This window comes from Mycolicibacterium duvalii (assembly GCF_010726645.1).
Classification (GTDB): domain Bacteria; phylum Actinomycetota; class Actinomycetes; order Mycobacteriales; family Mycobacteriaceae; genus Mycobacterium; species Mycobacterium duvalii.
On record NZ_AP022563.1, the window covers coordinates 3,688,040 to 3,704,333 of the forward strand.

The following is a 16,294-nucleotide window of genomic DNA, read 5'->3' on the forward strand; positions in this document are numbered from 1 at the left end:
GATGCTGCCGTCACGGTCCCGGTTGACCAGCTGGGCTCCCGATGATCTGCATTCGACTGGGGCTGCGGTCATCTCGTCCGGCCAGAGCCTGCAGTCTGTCGTGGGCCGACTCAGTGCCAATCTCACAGCCATGCCCGAAGCCCGCTCCTGGGGGGGACGCGCCCACGACGCGGCCGAAGCGATGTTCGAACGCGCACACGCTGACGCGCGCCGCTTCGCCGACTGCACTGCCGCAATCGGTCAGATACTTCATGACGGGGCTGACTCGCTGGGCCCCGCACGGCGGGCGTTGTTGGACAAGGCCGACGAGATCGACCTCGGCGAGCTGTATGTGACCGAGCAGTGGGTGGTGCTCATCCGCCCCGCCGCGCTGTCCGCGGAGAAGGTCGCGGCCCTGCTCGAGCAGGCTGCGTCCGAGCAGGCCATCGTCAATGAGTTGCTGAACGCTGTCGGAGACGCCGACGACACCACCGCCGAGAAACTCTGCGCTGCAATGGAACCGTTGGGCGCCGGCGAGCCGATGCTCAACGGCTTGGGCGGTCTTCTGCTGCCAGGCGCGGGAAAGCCCGACGATGAAGTGCCCAACCCGCGCGAGCCCCTGGGGCTCCTTCAGCAGTCGATGCTGCGCGGGGAGGACATGGCCACCACCGTCCGCGACACGAAGGAGGAGATCGTCAATGGCGACGAGTTCCGGAAGACCCTCGTCATGCAGGACGGCAGCAAGCACGTGGTGTGGGAGTACGGCTCCGAGGATTACCCCACGGTGAGCCAGATGCATTACGACCCCGAGGGAGAGGTCGTTTCCAGTGCGATGTCATGGACGACGATCGACGGTGTCCGCAAGACGGAGATCGAGTGGCCCGACGGCACGATCTTCACCGCGACGGAGACGCCCGACGGTGTCCGCACGGCGGGCTTCACGCTGGCTGATGGCCGCCACGGCGTGCTGCCGCCGGACAACCCGTTCTTCACCGGCCCGGTACCGACCGTGGTCGGCGGCGCTCTGACCGGGTTGGACGCGCACGTCGGCCGTGGTGGCCGGCTGCCGATGGTGTCGATGGACGCGGCCGAGAGCGTCGGCAAGGGCGCGAAATTCGGTGGGCCTGCCGTCGGCATCCTCAGCACGATCTATTCGATGGCCGCGGCCGAGACGCCCTACGAGCGCTGCGTCAACGGTTTCGCCGGCGGCTTCAAGGTGGTCGGCGAGGTTGGTGGCGCCGCGGGCGGGGGCGCTGCCGGTCTGATGATTCCCAACCCGGCGGTACAGGCCGTCGCGGTGCCCACCCTTGCGGTAGGCGGTTCTCTGCTTGTCGGCGAAGGAATGGAGTCGCTCGGCACGAAGGTAGGAGAAATGTTTTGTCGGTAGGCAAACTGCCGAAGCCCGCGAACTGGCCCATGCGCCGGGCCCCCTTGGTCCTCGGCTTGTGCATGCTCCTGGCAGGGGGCATCTACGGCATCGTCCAGACGGCCGAGGCGGTCGGTCGGGAAGATCCTCCCGCGACACTCATCGCGGTCGGCTTCACCGTCTGGACGCTGGGTGTCCTCGCCGGTCTCGTCGTCGGAAGGCTCCGTTCGCACCGATTGGTCGGCGAAGTCGAAGAATCAGGAATTACCTTCCGGGCAGACACCGTGGCCACTGTGCTGCTCGGGTTCAGTTTCGCCGGCGCTGCCATGACATTTGGCCTGCTCCTTGTGTACCGAGGACGCGACGGCGCTCCCCTGCCCTTCTCGACCGCCGACCGACTCAATCAGCCCGCGGTCCTGTCAACGTTGCTTGTGCTGTCGCTCCTTTGTGTGGCTGCCATCCTCGTTCACGGAAGGGGCCGTTTGCGCTTGACCCCTATGGAGATCGAGAACATCGAGGTCCTGGCGGTCCGCACCGCATCTTGGGATGATGTCACCGACGTCACCGACACGGCACCGCAATTTCGCGGCGGTAAGGCGATCTCGATTCACATCCGAGATGTCCGCAAGCCTTTCGCAATCGGCAACGCCAGTGGGTACGCAACCAACGGCGCCGCGCTGTACTGGATGATCCGGCACTACTGGCTACATCCGGAGAACCGCGGTGAACTTGCCGACGGTCGGGCGCTCGAACGGCTGAGGAACGAGAACTTTCCAATTGAATAGATCGAGGCGGTGATGATGTCAACACCGCACTACCGAGTGACTTCCGCTGCGATCACACTGTGCCCGTCGGCATTTCCACGCCCGGCGGCAACGCGATCTGGGCCATCGAGCCCATGATGGGCGGCTGGTTACGGAAGACGACGATGGCGCCTGTCGCCGAAGCCTGCGACAGCGCCACGTCGAGCGCTAATCCTGTCGTGTCGTCATCGAGGTCAAAGTTCAGGTAGGCAGAATGCCGGCGCTCGCGATGGCAACGCGCGATCATCATGTTCGCCACATGATGGCCTTCCTCGCGATACCGCGCCACCGCTGCGGCGTCTCGCTCTTGTTCGTTGTCCCGCTCCATGAGCTCCAGCGCCATCAGCTGCGGTCCGGTCACCATCAACCCCGCCGCGAGGTAGACCGTCGACACGACCTCCAGCGTTTCGAGTTGGGTCACCGCCGACCGGGTGTTGTCGATGACCACATGCAGCACGTATCCGCGACGGGTCAGCTCGTGTAGGACCGCTCCTGCGCTCGCGGATACGTAACGTCCGGCGGTGATTGACCAACGGATGCCGTGGACACAGCTCTTGTACAGGTCGTCGACCATGAAAAGCGCGGTGGCCGCCAGCCATCCGTCATCGAGTTGGCGAACTGCAGCGCCGAGTCGCTGGCTCACGGTGGCCAAGAATTCTGATTGCTCGGCCTCGGAAAGGGTCTCCAGCCGTTCGACAGCGGCGTTGATCGCTGCGGTTTCGGGGTCCCACGCTGACGCCAACGCGCCGAAGGCCGATTCGATTGATTCTGGCGGCATGGGCCTGTCGCCGTCAGTCACGTGACTGTCTCTCTTCTGTCGAGGATCCGTTGTGATTCCGCGGAGTCGGTCGACGCGGAAGTAGTTCTCGGGTCGGATGCGGTCCTCCCCCGACCAGCGGTAGGCGAACAGGGTGCCGGCCTTCACCGCACTGAAGTCCACGCACGCGGTGTAGTCGGTCCAGTCGTGCAGGCGGCGCGGCTGCCCGGAGCGCCAGTAGTGGCCGTAGAAGACCGGCACCTCGTGGGTGTAGACGTAGGCGCGGTGCTCGGCTGCCACCTCGAGGTCTGGCAGGTCGGGATATGGCTCGCCGGCTTCGGTGGTGAAGTTGCCGTCCATCTCGGCGAGACTCCGCAACGTCGAAGCGTCGCCGTTCCACCAGGACATCCGGGCCCGGTCACGCAGGTGCCCGTCCTTGTCGCGGTAGGAGGGTTGGTCATGGTCCGCGAGGCTGATCTCGGGGCCTTTTAGCAGGGTCTCCACGGCGTCGTAGAGCGGATCGCCTTCGGTGGACGCCCGCGCCAGCTGGTCGACCGTGGTGAACTTGTCGCCGCCCAGCTCGCGCTGCAGGACGGCGATGGAGTCCTCGTGCCAGCAGGCGTGCACGACGCGGATGTCGCCTAGGTCGAGCCACAGCGGCTGAATCCAGAACCACTTCAGGTAGAAGTCGCGCTGGTCGGCGCTGAGCTGTTTGAGGAACGCGGCGTGCTGGTCTGCGTTCTTCGCCGACCGTGGGTCGTCCGAGTCGTCGTGCGGCCGCAGGAATTTCCCGGGCTTGTCCGGCCACTCGGTGGCGTAGGCCATCGCGTTGAATTCGTGGTTTCCCAGGACCATTCGCGCGGTGCCGGCGTCGACCATCGCTTTGACGGTCTCCAGCACCTGTTTCTGCTGGGGGCCGCGGTCGATCAGGTCGCCGACGAAGATCGCCGTCCGGGTGGGGTGCGCGTACGCGCCGCCGGGCCCGGTGGGCTGGTAGCCCATGGCGTCGAGCAGCTCGTGCAGTGCGTCGGCGCAGCCGTGGACGTCCCCGATGACGTCGTACCCCGCGGTGTCGAGGTGTGCCCTCATGTTCCCCCTTTTCATTGGCCCCTTGTTCAGAGGCGTGGCTTGGTCGCGTGGGGCATCTGCTGTGCGGCGCGGGGATGCCTGACCTCAACCGTGGGGCGGAAGCGCTTCCCACGTTCGCACCGGTCCGACAACTACACGCTAGCAAGGGCTACTGACATGTCCGTGGCATCGTCTATCCTGGGGTCAGCTCACGAGCGGACGGCTGTTCGGGTACCTGGCCCGTCGTCCCGGCAACCGCGCGACCACCGCACGGTGCCCCAGGGGAAGAGCGGGTACGCCGCAGGCGTGCAAGCGGTGGGCGCCCGAGGGTGGCGTCGCCAGAGATGGCACTGCGATGACCGGAAACGATGATATGTCGACTGATACTGCTGAGCGACAACGGATTACCGAGCTTTCGGTGCATATCCCGTGCGGCGGAATCTGCGGCCCGGTGCGTCGCGCGGGGTCGGTGACGGCGATGCTTTGGCAGTCGTGCCGCTGCGAGGACGTCCCCGTGAAGTGGGCGTGGGCCGACGTGTCCCGAGAGTGCGACCTGTGCGTCATCTGCTTCCGGGCGACCGCGGGCGGGCCGTCCCGCTGGTCGTGGTTGGCGTGCGCGGACTGCCGTGCGGTCAACTCCTCTGCACGACGGCGATGGGGGGTCGAACCGTTGAACCTCGGTCGGCACAGCCTGATGAACGGCATCGGAGTGCGCCTCAACGCCAGCCCCGAGGTTCAGGAGCGCCAGCTGGCGCGGCTGGACGATTTCCGGCGGGGTGATCAGCGGTTGCGTGACTGGAAAAGGCATGAATACCCTCGGTTGGCAGCCAGTTTCGATCGCGGTGCGGACGTTCCGCTGCGCATTTGGCAGCAGGTGCATCCGCCGAGTCCCGAAGCGTCACGCGACGCGTTCGCCCGGCTGCTTGCCGGGTCGTCGCGGCCTCAGTCTTCGTGACGGCGGAACAGCTCGGCCGGCCGCCCCCGGCCACGGCTCACCATGGTTCCGGTGGGGACGAGCTGAGGTTCCATGGTGCGGCGGAACCAGTCGCGTTGCAGTGGGCGCCCGGCGACATGTTCGTGCGCCAAGCGCAGCTCGCGGATGGTGAACTGCTCCCCCAACAGGCGGTACGGGTCCGGTTTGTCGAGGTAGCGCGCCCGCAGATGCTCGACCGCGCGGGCGACGATGTCGGCATGGTCATAGATCAATCGCCCCGGGGCGGACACCGGCATCAGTCGGGTGGCTTCCGGAAAGCGGTACTGCAGCCTCTCGGGCTGTACCACGTCGAGGTGGGCGACGGAGAGCACCCAACCCCGGTCGTCGCGGCGGGGGTCGTCGAAGACGTGCAGTTGGCGGGGATGCAGGCCGCCGACATTGGCTTTCAGCCGCAGCGACCGGTCGACCGCGTCGGCGAGGGTCTCCCCCGGGTGCAGGAACGTTCCGGGCAACGCCCATCCGCGACCTGAGGCCCGCCGGACCTCCAGGACGAGCAGGCCGTGCTCGTCGTCCAGGGTGAGGACGGCGGTGTCCACCGCGACCGACGGCCGAGGGTAGTCGGCCAGCGTCTTGCCGCGGCTGTCCCGGTATTCGTCGCTGTCCATGGCCGCTACAGCGTAGCGCGGCCACATAGCGCAAGTATTTGCAAATCAGTGTGAAGCGAACCGGTCTGCTACAATTAGCTCATATTCGCTCTAAATCGGAACCGGGGGTGCGTCATGACAGCACGAGACGATCGAATCGAAGGGGTGCTGCTGGCGACGGCAGCTGGCGACGCACTGGGGGCGCCGTACGAGTTCCAGCCGCCGCGGGGGCCGGAACTCGAGGTGGTAATGGCTGGTGGCGGCGTGTGGGAGCCCGGCGAGTGGACCGACGACACCGCGATGGCCATCGCCATCGCCGAAGTCGCGGCGACGGGCGCCGACCTGCGTGATGAGGCAGCGCAGGACCAGATCGTGCAGCGCTGGCTGGAGTGGTCTCGCCACACCAAGGACATCGGGATCCAGACGGGGTCGGTGCTGCGGACCGCGGCCATCGGCTCGACGATCACGGCGAAGCGGGCGCGGTCGGTGTCGGAGGACCTGCACGCGAGGACGGGTCGCACCGCGGGCAACGGCTCGCTGATGCGCACCGCGCCGGTCGCGCTGGCATACCTCGATGACGAGGACGCCATGGTGGAGGCGGCGCGAACGATCAGCGAGCTGACGCACTTCGACCCGGACGCCGGCGACGCGTGTGTGTTGTGGTGCAGCGCGATTCGTCATGCGGTGCTGACCGGAGAGCTTGACGTGCGTGTCGGGTTGCGGCACCTAGCTTCCAAGCGACGTGCGCTGTGGGTCGAACACCTCGAGGTGGCCGAGCGTTCGCGTCCGGCGGACTTTCGGAATAACGGCTGGGTGGTGGCGGCGCTGCAGGCGGCGTGGTCGGCGATCGTCACGACACCGGTCCCCGACAACGACCCGTCCGCGGGTGTGTTCCGCGCTGATCATCTGCGCTCAGCCCTTGATGCTGCGGTACGGGCCGGGTTCGACACCGACACGGTGGCGGCGATCGCCGGCGGTCTGCTCGGCGCGGTCCACGGGGCGTCAGCCGTCCCGCTGGCGTGGCGCAGCCTGCTGCACGGCTGGCCCAAGATGCCCGCACGTGGGCTGGTGAGGTTGGCGGGATCGATCGCGCGGAGGGGTCAGCCCGATCGCTTCGATTCCCGGTATCCCGGCTATCGGATCGGTGCGCTGGAGCCGCATCCGTACGACGAGGGCGTCCTGCTGGGAGGGGTCGGCGCGCTGCGCGAGCTGCCCCGCGGGGTCGACGCGGTGGTGTCATTGTGCCGAGTCGGTGATGACGATGTCCCGCAGGGTGTTCCGCACGTCGAAGTGCGGCTGATCGATCGGGCCGGCGCCGACGACAATCCGCATCTGGATTTCGTCCTGCTGGAAGCGGTGCGCGCGATCGAGCACTTCCGCCAACAGGACAAGACCGTGCTGCTGCACTGCGTGGAAGCGCAGAGCCGGACGCCGGCGGTCGCGGCGCTATATGGGTCGCGCATGTCTGGGTGCGACGCGCACCAAGTACTCGAGGCGGTCCAGCAGGTTCTGCCGAACGCCCGTCCGAACCCGGCGTTTCGCGCCGCACTGGACCGGCTGACGCCGGCAGTCAGCGCCAGATAGGACGAGGAGGCCACATGGCATTCCAGTTCACCGATCCGGACTACCGGGCACATACCGACCGGGTCGAGGAGCTCCTGTCCCAGTTACGCAGTGCCGGGACGGATTCCCGGTCGATTTGCGGACGTGTCGAGCGTGGTTGGACGGTGTGGTGCACCGAGCGGCGAAACTTGCAGCGTGCGCTGGTCGACGATCTGTGGGATGAGCACGCGCGCGACGTGCCGAGGGCTGGAGTCGCGTATGTCCTGGGAGGTCTCGCCGGGGCCGGCAAAACGACCCTCCGGGCCAACCCCGACAACAACCTGACGCCGGAGAGGTTCCTCATCCTCGACGCAGAGGACATCGAGGTGGAGATGGCCCGCCGCGGAATGATCCCGGCTGTCGAGGGTCTCTCCCCGATGGAGTCCAGCGCGCTCGTCCACGAGGAAGCCTGGGAGCTCGCGAACCGGCTGGCGCAGAGGGCTTACCGCGAGAACTGCAACGTGCTGTGGGAGATCCCAATGAACAGCCAGCGTGCGACCCAACATGTCACAGATCTGAAGGGAGCAGGCTACGCCGTGTACGGCGGATTCGCCGACGCACCAGTAGATGAAGCGCGGGAGCGCACGTTGCAGCAACACCGCCGCGGCGAGGAGGACTACCGGAACCGACGCGGACTCGGCGGTCGCTATATCCCGGCATCCGTGCACGAGTCGTGCCGTCCGGACGCTCCGGCTGAGTGCTGGGCGCCGCGGCCGCCGGCCCCGGGTGCGCACGTGCGTGGACTGGTTCGGATGTACGAGTTGGGCACGCTGCCGTTCGAACACCTGGTGTCCGCGGTGCGGGGCCGGTGGCACGCCCGCAGGAACGTCGGTCCGGATGCGGCCGACTGGGTAGAGGTGTACCGACGCTGCGAGGCGGTGCCCGAGGATGACGACCTGTTCTGGATCAGCGTCGCCGAGGATGCCGGCACGCTCTCGGCTGAACAGAGTGAAAAGTTGTTCAGCGCTCTCGAAACTATGGCCGGAGAACGAGTATGACGAAACCGTAGGTACGCAACGTTAGAGGATGAGGGCGCGCACTACGGCGCAGCGGTCTCCGTCGACGAGCGGTAGGTCTGGTGGGTCGCAACTTCAACGAACGCGTTCAGTGTCGCGACGAGCCGCATGTCCTCCACGGAGCGTGCGCGGGTATCCAACAAGGCGTCGGTGCACACCAGGTACGCCAGGCAGCGGGCGCGGCTCACGGCGACATTGAGCCGGTTGCGCGAGAACAGGAAGTCCAGGCCGCGGGTGATGTCCTCACCGGTGGAGGTGGCCATGCTGAAGAACACCACCGCGGCTTCGCGACCCTGGAACTTGTCCACTGTGCCGACCGGAACGTCAGCCAGTGCCGCATCCCGGCTTAGTCGGGCACGAATGGTGTTTACCTGCAGGTTGAAGGGTGCCACGACCATGAAATCGTCGGGGCTCAAGGGCTTTGTCTCGCCTGTGTGATTGGTCCACGGCGTGCCGATCAGCCGCGACAGTTCCTCGGCGATGGCGTCGGCTTCTTGTGGCGACCACGTTCGGTTGCCTTCGTGGTCGACGCGTAGCCAGCGCAGCCCGGTGCCGGCCACCGTCGACTGCTGCCTGCAGTCCTCGAAGCTGTGCAGGCATCCGTCATAGATTTGGCTGGAGATGAAGTCGCAGACATCGGGGTGCATCCGTCGGGTCTCGTGCAGGAAGACACCTCGATTGGCGGGCAGCAGCACGTCATCGCCGACAATGTGATCCAGCACGCTGCGCCCTGCTATGCCGGGGTGGTTGGCTTGGGCGACCTGCGGCAGTTGAAGCGGGTCTCCGAGTAGTACGAGGTTACGGGCCGCGCCCGAGGCTGCCAGCGCATCGGCGAGCGCCAGCTGGCCTGCCTCATCGATGACCAGCACGTCGACCGGAGCGTCGCGCATCACCGGGTTGGAGAACAGCCACGTTGTGCCGGCAACCAAATTGAACTCTTCGCGGGCGCACCTGGCGTTGTCGCCCGTGTAGGTGACTCCGGACAGCGCGTTCCGCGAGCCGCCGTCCTTGCAAACCGCGTGTAGCTGGTGCAGCACACCATCTTCGGACAGCGCGTCCACCACCGCCTCGAGCAGATTGGCGATCGCATGATGGCTGACCGCAGTAATGCCGACGCGCTGACCGTCCCGGATCAGCTCTCTGATCAGTCGGGCGCCACGGTAGGTCTTCCCGGTACCTGGCGGGCCCTGCACCGCGACGACGCTGTGGTCAAGTTTAGTGACCCACGCCGTCATATCGTCGAGGTCGTCGACGAACACCTCGCGGGGCCGGTCAGCGAAACGCGGCAAGTCCCGGCGCAGCAGCGCCAGTGTGACCGGGTTAGGCCTTCTACGGTCGAGCATCTCGACGGCAAAGGCTTCTAGAGCCTCGAATTTCGTTGTCGCATCGACCCAGTCGTGCAACACCACGCTGCGGGGGATAGCCCCCTCGTCCTGCAACTTCTTGCCCCATAGCAGGTCGAGAGCCCGAGTGTCGCGGTCTAGGCCGACGATGCTTGCGTACAGCCGTTGCTCCCCCGGGCCGGCGAACATGACCGTCCCGCCACCACGCGGAAACTCGTCGATATCCTGCTGCGGGAACTCAAAACGCATTGCTGGCGTGATCGATCGTCCGTTCTTGCTGAAGCGTTCGACCTCGCCAAGCTGGCTCAAGTCCGCGATGACGTCGACGTCGTCGAGTAGGTCGACCGGGTCGGCTGCCAGCTTCACCTTCTTGGGAGCGATGTAGGCGAACCATTCGGTACGCCAATAAGACAGCAGATCACCGAGATTGTGTTCATCGGTTCCGGAGGGATACTCATGCAGGCGGGCAATAGCCTCCGACAGCTCGGGCATTCCAGGATCGGGATCGAGAACAGCGTCCCTCCAGTTCATCCCCGGTGGCCGATGATCGATCAGCCAGTCCCGCAGGGCACGGGTCGCTCGGACGTCGTCCTCGTTGTAGGCAGCGATGGCATCGAGGTCGGCCTGGTTGGGTTCGGCCATGTAATGCTCATACTGGACAACCGCCCCGGCACCCTGATCGATCTCGTGGTTGCGGACGAAGTCAGTGAGCCGCTCCAGCTGCTTCAACCCGTAGGACTCGGTGCCGACTTGGATACTGTTGCGCACCACAGTCAGCAGGTCGATGAACGCACCGGTGTCGATCAACTGAGCGAGCGCGACTTCGGCAACGCCGTGGGTTCTCGTCATCGCTTCCAGTGCCGAGCGTTCGGTGTGGTTGTAGTGATAGACGTGCATCCCGGGGAACTGCCCACGTCGGCGGGCGAGGTAGTCGATGAGAGCTTCGACCGCGGCACCCTCCCGGCCGAGGTCGTGCGCCCACCAGGAGCGGTACCGCCATTGGTCACTGGGCCCCTGCTCCAAGAGCCCGAACAGGAAAAATAACCCGGTGTCGGCGCGCCAGAACGGGTGGCCTTCGAAGTCGAGGAACACGTCGCCGTCATCGGGATGCGGCAGCATTTCGAAGCCATGGCCCCAGGGTTCCTCGCCCGGTTCGATCAGTTCGAACGGCGGCGTATCTCCCGCCAGCTGCTGAGCGGCCAGCTGTAGGGCCGCCTGTCCGCGCAGCCGGGTCAGGCGTTCAGGGGCGAGGTGCTCGACCGGGCCGTCGCTTGTCGCCAACGCCGTGAGGGTAGCGATGTTCGCCTCGGCCAATGCGGCTCGGTCGGATTTGAGGATGTTGGCCACGTAGATCAGCGAGTCGGTCGCGCGCCAGTGAGTCTCGCAGACGGGGCCGAACTCGCAGAACTGACAGTGCGTGCACCGTTCCGCGACCGTTCCGGCGGCCGGTCCGGCAGCTAACGCCGCCGCGAGCTGGCGCTGTAGCCGACGCCAGTATGGCTGGAAGTCTTTGACCCGCAGCGTCTCCACGCCTCCAGAACCCAGCCAGATATGCATATGCTCGGGACGTCGGCCCGTCAGTTCTTCGATGGCGTCTGCGTAGAAGCACAGCTGCAGCACGTGGCCGGGTTTGGCGTCTTTTCGGGTGAGCTTGGCATCGACTGGTTCGTAGCTGATGGCCCCGCTATCCGGGTCCTGTACTCGCACCACGAAGTCGGCGACGCCACGAATTCCGTTGTTAATGAGTGGCATCTGATAGATCACATCGTGATCGCCGCTCAGCGGATTGCCGATGCTCGCTACCCACGACGAGAATGACTGCCCGTCGGCCTTCTCTGGCACTTCCAAGATGCTTTTGCCTTCGAGCCGATAGTTGGCGAGACAATCCTGTTCATGGGCGAGGCCCTTGTCGAGTAACAGCTCAGCGAAGGATCCGAAGCTCGACGGCGGCCTGGGCAGTGTTCCGTCCTCGACCTGCGCGCTCAGCGCCAGGTAGTGGGCGCAATCCAGCCAGGCCGTCACCTTGGACGGGGTCAACAGAGGTTCTGGTCTGGGCACTGCGGTCATCGGGGCAGCCTCAGTCCGAACAACTCGATGATTCGCCCGACAAGTCCCCGGACACGCTGGCCGTACACGTCAGCGCCGAAGCCAAGTTCCCGATCCAAAATTCAACACCCCGTTCCGCAGGCTAGCAGTCCCGTACGTCACGCGGAGTTCTGCGACAATGGGGCCTCACCATTCAGGGTGCTTGTCGGCGCCGCCGCCTATTCGAATAACGCCCATGAGCTGGCTTAAGGGCTCCAGACACGCCGTCCCTGCCGCCGCGTAACCGCACCACAGCGCCCCGAGGGGACGATCGGCACGGCACGTGCGTACACGCGATCCACCGACCTGTCACCTGATCCTGATAAGCAACGTGCTTGATTCCGCGGGCAAGCCCGCCCGAAGGCCTGTTTTGGACCCGTCGCGATCGCACGACGGTCAGTCAATTGACGCACATTCATATCGCTGGAGCACCTCTGCGGTTCTCATTGGGTGACGAGCTGATCTCATCGCTACAAGTACTTCGGAAAAACCTTCGCGAACGCGTCGGCGGTCGTCGCCATCCAACTAATGATTTCATCAAGTTGACCGGGATCAGCGAAATCTCCATTGCGAGTGATTGTTATGCGACTGGCTTTCTTCTGAGGGAGCTCCTGCCAGTCCAGAACTAGCCCGAGCTGGCTCTCTATCTCTTCGCGTGCGTCGTTGAGTTTTGCGTAGAGCTCCTTGTTATTGATGATGTAGAGGCCGACCCCGACGTGTTTCTGTAGCGAGTTCACTGTCAGATCAATGTAGGCCTGAGACGTGCCGATGGCCACGTCATACCAGTGCTGCGGAGCAGGTTTCGCCCAGCTCTTGATGTACTTCGCGTGCGCTTCGCCGTACTCGCGTACCCGCTCAAAAAAATCTTGCTGCTTGAGCTTCAACTCGCTCACTGTCCCACTCGCTGCAGTCTGCTTTACCGCCTTCGCCCAGTCATTGGGTTTGGCCACGATATTGAAGCGTGGGGCCGGCAGTGAGTCACCGATCTTCCAAGCCTCTATCTGGAGAAGAAAGAAGTTTGCCTGGTCGGTCGTGTTTTCATTAAGCCAGTTGACAGCCTGTTCGTGCTCCTCACGAGCCCGCTCCACGATCCACACAACCACGTCGGCGTGAAGGCCGGCTGCGTAGGTGATGATCTTCCCAAGATGATCGTGGTCGGTCGGGGCCAGCTGATTCTCGATGACTATGCGGCGGTCATTCTCGTCGGTGGCCAAAATATCGACGAAGAACTGTCCGACGCCCACCTCGCTCTGGGTTTCGACAATCTCGACACCGATTACCTCGCTAAGGAGCTGGATATTTTCCGGGATAGCAAGCCACTGCGTGAAGTCCAACGCTTCGTGCTTCCAAACCTCGCGAAGCGGCACCTGGACGAGTTTACTGAGTTGAATGCTGCTCCCTACCATTTCTTTCCTGTCGTTGAGTTGAACTTTTCGACGGTGGCGTCTCGGCCGCTGTCATCGTTTCTCTGCTTTGCCGGGTGCGGACCGGCGATTAGTTGCCGTCGTCGCCTCGGGAATACATGTCACTTGGAACTGCCCAGGTCGAGTTCAAGCTTGCGTACTTCGCCGACCAGGTGCCTGACCTCCGCAACGGAGGGTTGCAGTTCGTAGGCATGTCGGTGCACGGCGCGGCTGAGTCCGTGCCAGACGCGTTTGGCACGGACTGCAAGTTGCCGCCCACGAAGAGGCTCCAGCGCAATGAGTTTGGACCGAGTCGTCGGATAGCCGGATGCATGCTGCACCCACGAAGCGTTCTGCGCGTCAAGCCATTCCTCGAGCACGGATCGCGCCAGCAACGCCGCAATCCGCGGTCCGCGAGCTTCAAGCCCGTAGGCGCCGTCGAGCAATCGGTCGGCATGGTCGAGCAAGGAGACACGGCCAGTCATCGCGTCAGCTTCGCCAAGTCCGCGGTCGCCAGGCGCGCACACCTGACAACATCGACATAGTCGTCCACTCCGGCATGTGCTCCTTTGGTCGCCACCGCCATCGTGGCGCGTCGGGCCGAACCGCCGGACAGCCACCTGTCGATCACCGCGTCGTCGGACGGGTCCACGGCCAGACCGACGCGCTGACGCGTCGTGGTCGCTGCCCCCCACACTTCCTCGGTATTGACTCGCGAATGCCCCTTGGCGAAATGTCGTGCCGAGAAAACGTCCCAGGCAACAACTTCCAATGCCTCCCTACACAGCATGGGAACGGCCTTCCTCTTGACGTCGACCGGAACCGCGTCGTCGATGGCGATGGCGTAGGCGTCATCGAGCAGTCGGTCAGCTGGTCGGGTCGAATCAACCACCGAAACAACGGAGTTCGGGCCGCGAACAATCTCGATGATGTGTGCTGGGGCCCGGGTGGAACGAATCACTGAGGGCAACCGATCATCGTGGGTAAAGACGATGACCTGCCGGGCTTCGGCGAGCCGGACCAGGACCTCGAGGAAGCCGTCAATCTTCGACGGATCCATGGCCTGAATGGGGTCGTCGAGGACCAGGAACCGGAAAGGACTTGATGACGAGGTCGCGCGCGGGATGAAGATCGCCAGGGACAACGCCTGCAACTCGCCCTGACTCATCACACCGAACGCATCAGTATCGGAGCCGTCCACCTCGGCTTTGAGAACCACTCGACGAGAAGTCTTCTGACCCTCCAGGCGGATCTCGCCCAGTTCGACATTGCTCTCCTGCCGGAGCGCGCCCCAGATGCGTTTGGCTTCCTCTGCCAACGGGGTGATCCGTTCGTTGCGAAGCTCCCCGGCATTCCTCTGCAGCCACTTGATCGCCTCGTCGGCCATCTTCAGCGTCGGCGCCGCCTCGGCTGCTTTTTCGGCCTTGCCGACCCACTCGGCCAACTCCACTGCGACCGCTCCCCAAGCGTCGGCGCGCTCCTGGATCAATTGGGCAGCCTCTCCACGAAGGTTGGCGTACGCCTCGCGTAGCGGACCGAGCTTCTCGGACACGTGTTCTGCCAGGGCAGCCTCACCGTCGTCGGGCACCTTAATGAAGGCGTCATAGGCCGCGCGGGCGACACCGAGTGTCGTCAGGTCTGGGTCGGTGGGTGGTGGGGCGGCGACGTCACGCAGCACGTTGAGCACGGATGACCGAGCCTGCTCCACGGCGGCCCGCGCGGCGGTCAGCGCTCGCGCCGCTTCCTGATCCTGCTCAAGTGCGGCGCGTGCGGCGACGGCCCAGGTGTCGTCGAGTGTGCCGTGCCCGCACACCGGGCACTTCTGGTCGCCGAAGTGTCCGTGAAAGTCGAGCCCCATCTCCAGCAGCTTGGCCCGCTCGGCCGCAAGCGCATCCGATCGCTGCATCTCCTGGCGCTGGTTGTCGGCGGCAGAACGCAACGCCTCGCATTTAAGAGCGATGTCCTCGGACTCCGGCGCGCTCAGGCGCTCGGCGCGTATCCACGCCTGCGGGACAGCGCTCTGCGTGCCGTCGGTGATCAGGGGCCGCACGGCGTCGAGGTCAGGTTTGGTCTTCTTGAGTTGCGACAGCGCCGTGGCGGCGCGCGGGTCCGCAAGGGACTCCAGCTTTGGCTTGAGCGCGTCACGCGCCTTACGGGCCTCGTAGGCGGGCTGACGTAGCTGCTTGACCTCACTATCGAGACGGGTGATCGCATCGTTGAGTTGTTCGAGGCCGAGCAGCTTGTAGAGCTGGTCGTAGAAGGCGCTCGGGCTGCCTTCGAGGATGCCGCTGAGCTCGTCGTAACTCAGAAGGGGGCGGTACATCTCGAGTGCGCTGTCCCACCCCAGCGTCGCGACGTTCTCCTGCTTCTTTCCGGCGCGCTGGACCCAGGTGGTGCACTCGTCGACGGCTATAGCACCGACGGACCAGTCCACGCCGATGACCGTGGTCCCGGCGCCCTCCTCCGCTAGACCGACCCGGATCTGCGACGTGTCGCCGACATGGAGGTTGCGCCAGTCCTGCGACCAGATCGCAGGCTTGTTCTTCCAGCGGGAATTGGTGCCGGTTAGGGCGAGCTCCAACGCCTCGGCCAGTGTCGACTTGCCTGATCCGTTGCGGCCGGCCACGACCGTCAGGCCGGGTCCGGGCCTCAGCGGCAGTGTCGCTTGCGGGCCTATCCCGCGGAATCCGGCGACGCTAATGGAGGTGAGGTAGGCGCCCGCAGGTTCGGCCGCAGTGCTGGTCGGGGTGGTCAGCGCTGTGACGAGTTCGGTTCGCGTGGCGCCCTCACCGAGGACCTCGGCCAGGTCGTCGGCGCCTTCCATGGCCGCCAGCACGACCAGTCGGGCCTCCTCGCTGAGGGCGGCATCTTCGTCGGCGCGGGCTAGGACATAGTTCTTCAGCCGCGCGTCCGGGCCCGCGTCGGCCTCATCAGCAGACGAGGTCGTCACAGCTCCCCCTGTGGTGGATCGACGAACTCGAGCCACAGCCGCATGGCAAAGCCTCCCCGCTTTTCCCGTTTCTTTCGTGCGACTTCGCCGATGGTATCGAGAGTCGCGTCGTGTTCGGCCGCGATTGCACTGAGAACCTCCAGCACATCGGCGGCTTCCTCGAGGATCGCCTCCTGCGTTTGCGCAGCTCGAAGCTCTTCAGCTTCCTCATGAAGCTTGTCGATGAGGGCTTCGCGATAGGCGCTTGGCGGCAGCACCGAAACGTGCGCAGTTCGCCCCGCCGCCCGGATGAGGTCGGGAATCTTGTCTCGGACGAGTTTGCTCATGTTGTCCCCCGTTCTCGT

The 16,294-nt window shown here is 64.9% G+C and carries 11 protein-coding genes, 1 pseudogene and 1 riboswitch; of the genes and pseudogenes, 5 read left to right on the forward strand and 7 right to left on the reverse strand.

Going from position 1 to position 16,294, the window contains the following annotated elements; genetic code table 11:
• Position 1 precedes the first annotated feature (1 nt).
• Together G6N31_RS17435 and G6N31_RS17440 are read left to right on the forward strand one after the other, a co-directional pair.
• Positions 2-1,366, forward strand: a complete 1,365-nt coding sequence (locus tag G6N31_RS17435; protein ID WP_098004006.1) for a WXG100 family type VII secretion target — start codon at positions 2-4, stop codon at positions 1,364-1,366.
• A gap of 62 nt (positions 1,367-1,428) precedes the next feature.
• A complete protein-coding gene (locus G6N31_RS17440; RefSeq protein WP_133117699.1) occupies positions 1,429-2,130 on the forward strand; it encodes a hypothetical protein in 702 nt (233 codons plus the stop codon).
• A gap of 868 nt (positions 2,131-2,998) precedes the next feature.
• On the opposite strand, the pseudogene G6N31_RS17450 reads toward G6N31_RS17440, so the two are convergent.
• Positions 2,999-3,994: pseudogene (locus G6N31_RS17450) on the reverse strand (metallophosphoesterase); the annotation flags it as partial.
• Between the two features lie 186 nt (positions 3,995-4,180).
• Positions 4,181-4,294: riboswitch (SAM riboswitch) on the forward strand.
• A gap of 373 nt (positions 4,295-4,667) precedes the next feature.
• Between G6N31_RS17450 and G6N31_RS27515 the strand changes: the two are divergent.
• Complete coding sequence (locus G6N31_RS27515; RefSeq protein ID WP_234815353.1) at positions 4,668-4,928, forward strand: hypothetical protein; 261 nt, start codon at positions 4,668-4,670, stop codon at positions 4,926-4,928.
• On the opposite strand, the gene G6N31_RS17460 is transcribed toward G6N31_RS27515, so the two are convergent.
• Positions 4,916-5,572 carry an NUDIX hydrolase gene (locus G6N31_RS17460; protein WP_098004033.1) on the reverse strand — a complete coding sequence of 219 codons (657 nt, stop codon included), beginning with the start codon at positions 5,570-5,572 and terminating at the stop codon, positions 4,916-4,918. The genes G6N31_RS27515 and G6N31_RS17460 overlap by 13 nt on opposite strands.
• A 114-nt stretch (positions 5,573-5,686) precedes the next feature.
• On the opposite strand from G6N31_RS17460, the gene G6N31_RS17465 reads away from it, so the two are divergent.
• Complete coding sequence (locus tag G6N31_RS17465) at positions 5,687-7,135, forward strand: ADP-ribosylglycohydrolase family protein (protein WP_098004009.1); 1,449 nt, start codon at positions 5,687-5,689, stop codon at positions 7,133-7,135.
• A gap of 14 nt (positions 7,136-7,149) precedes the next feature.
• Positions 7,150-8,151: a zeta toxin family protein gene (locus G6N31_RS17470; RefSeq protein ID WP_098004010.1), complete on the forward strand. Its 1,002-nt coding sequence runs from the start codon at positions 7,150-7,152 to the stop codon at positions 8,149-8,151.
• 41 nt (positions 8,152-8,192) lie between these two features.
• On the opposite strand, the gene G6N31_RS17475 is transcribed toward G6N31_RS17470, so the two are convergent.
• The 5 genes from G6N31_RS17475 to G6N31_RS17495 form a co-directional block, all read right to left on the reverse strand.
• A complete protein-coding gene (locus G6N31_RS17475) occupies positions 8,193-11,579 on the reverse strand; it encodes a TM0106 family RecB-like putative nuclease (RefSeq protein WP_098004011.1) in 3,387 nt (1,128 codons plus the stop codon).
• Between the two features lie 488 nt (positions 11,580-12,067).
• A complete protein-coding gene (locus tag G6N31_RS17480; protein WP_163722231.1) occupies positions 12,068-12,964 on the reverse strand; it encodes a DUF4268 domain-containing protein in 897 nt (298 codons plus the stop codon).
• 158 nt (positions 12,965-13,122) lie between these two features.
• The gene (locus G6N31_RS17485; RefSeq protein ID WP_098004013.1) at positions 13,123-13,485 is read right to left on the reverse strand and encodes a hypothetical protein; all 363 of its coding nucleotides are present in this window, start codon (positions 13,483-13,485) and stop codon (positions 13,123-13,125) included.
• Positions 13,482-15,950 (reverse strand): AAA family ATPase, encoded by a 2,469-nt coding sequence (locus G6N31_RS17490; RefSeq protein ID WP_234815354.1) that lies wholly within the window; start codon positions 15,948-15,950, stop codon positions 13,482-13,484. Before G6N31_RS17490 ends, G6N31_RS17485 begins: the two co-directional genes overlap by 4 nt.
• A complete protein-coding gene (locus G6N31_RS17495; RefSeq protein ID WP_098004035.1) occupies positions 15,947-16,276 on the reverse strand; it encodes a nucleoside triphosphate pyrophosphohydrolase in 330 nt (109 codons plus the stop codon). Before G6N31_RS17495 ends, G6N31_RS17490 begins: the two co-directional genes overlap by 4 nt.
• Between the last annotated feature and the right edge of the window lie 18 nt (positions 16,277-16,294).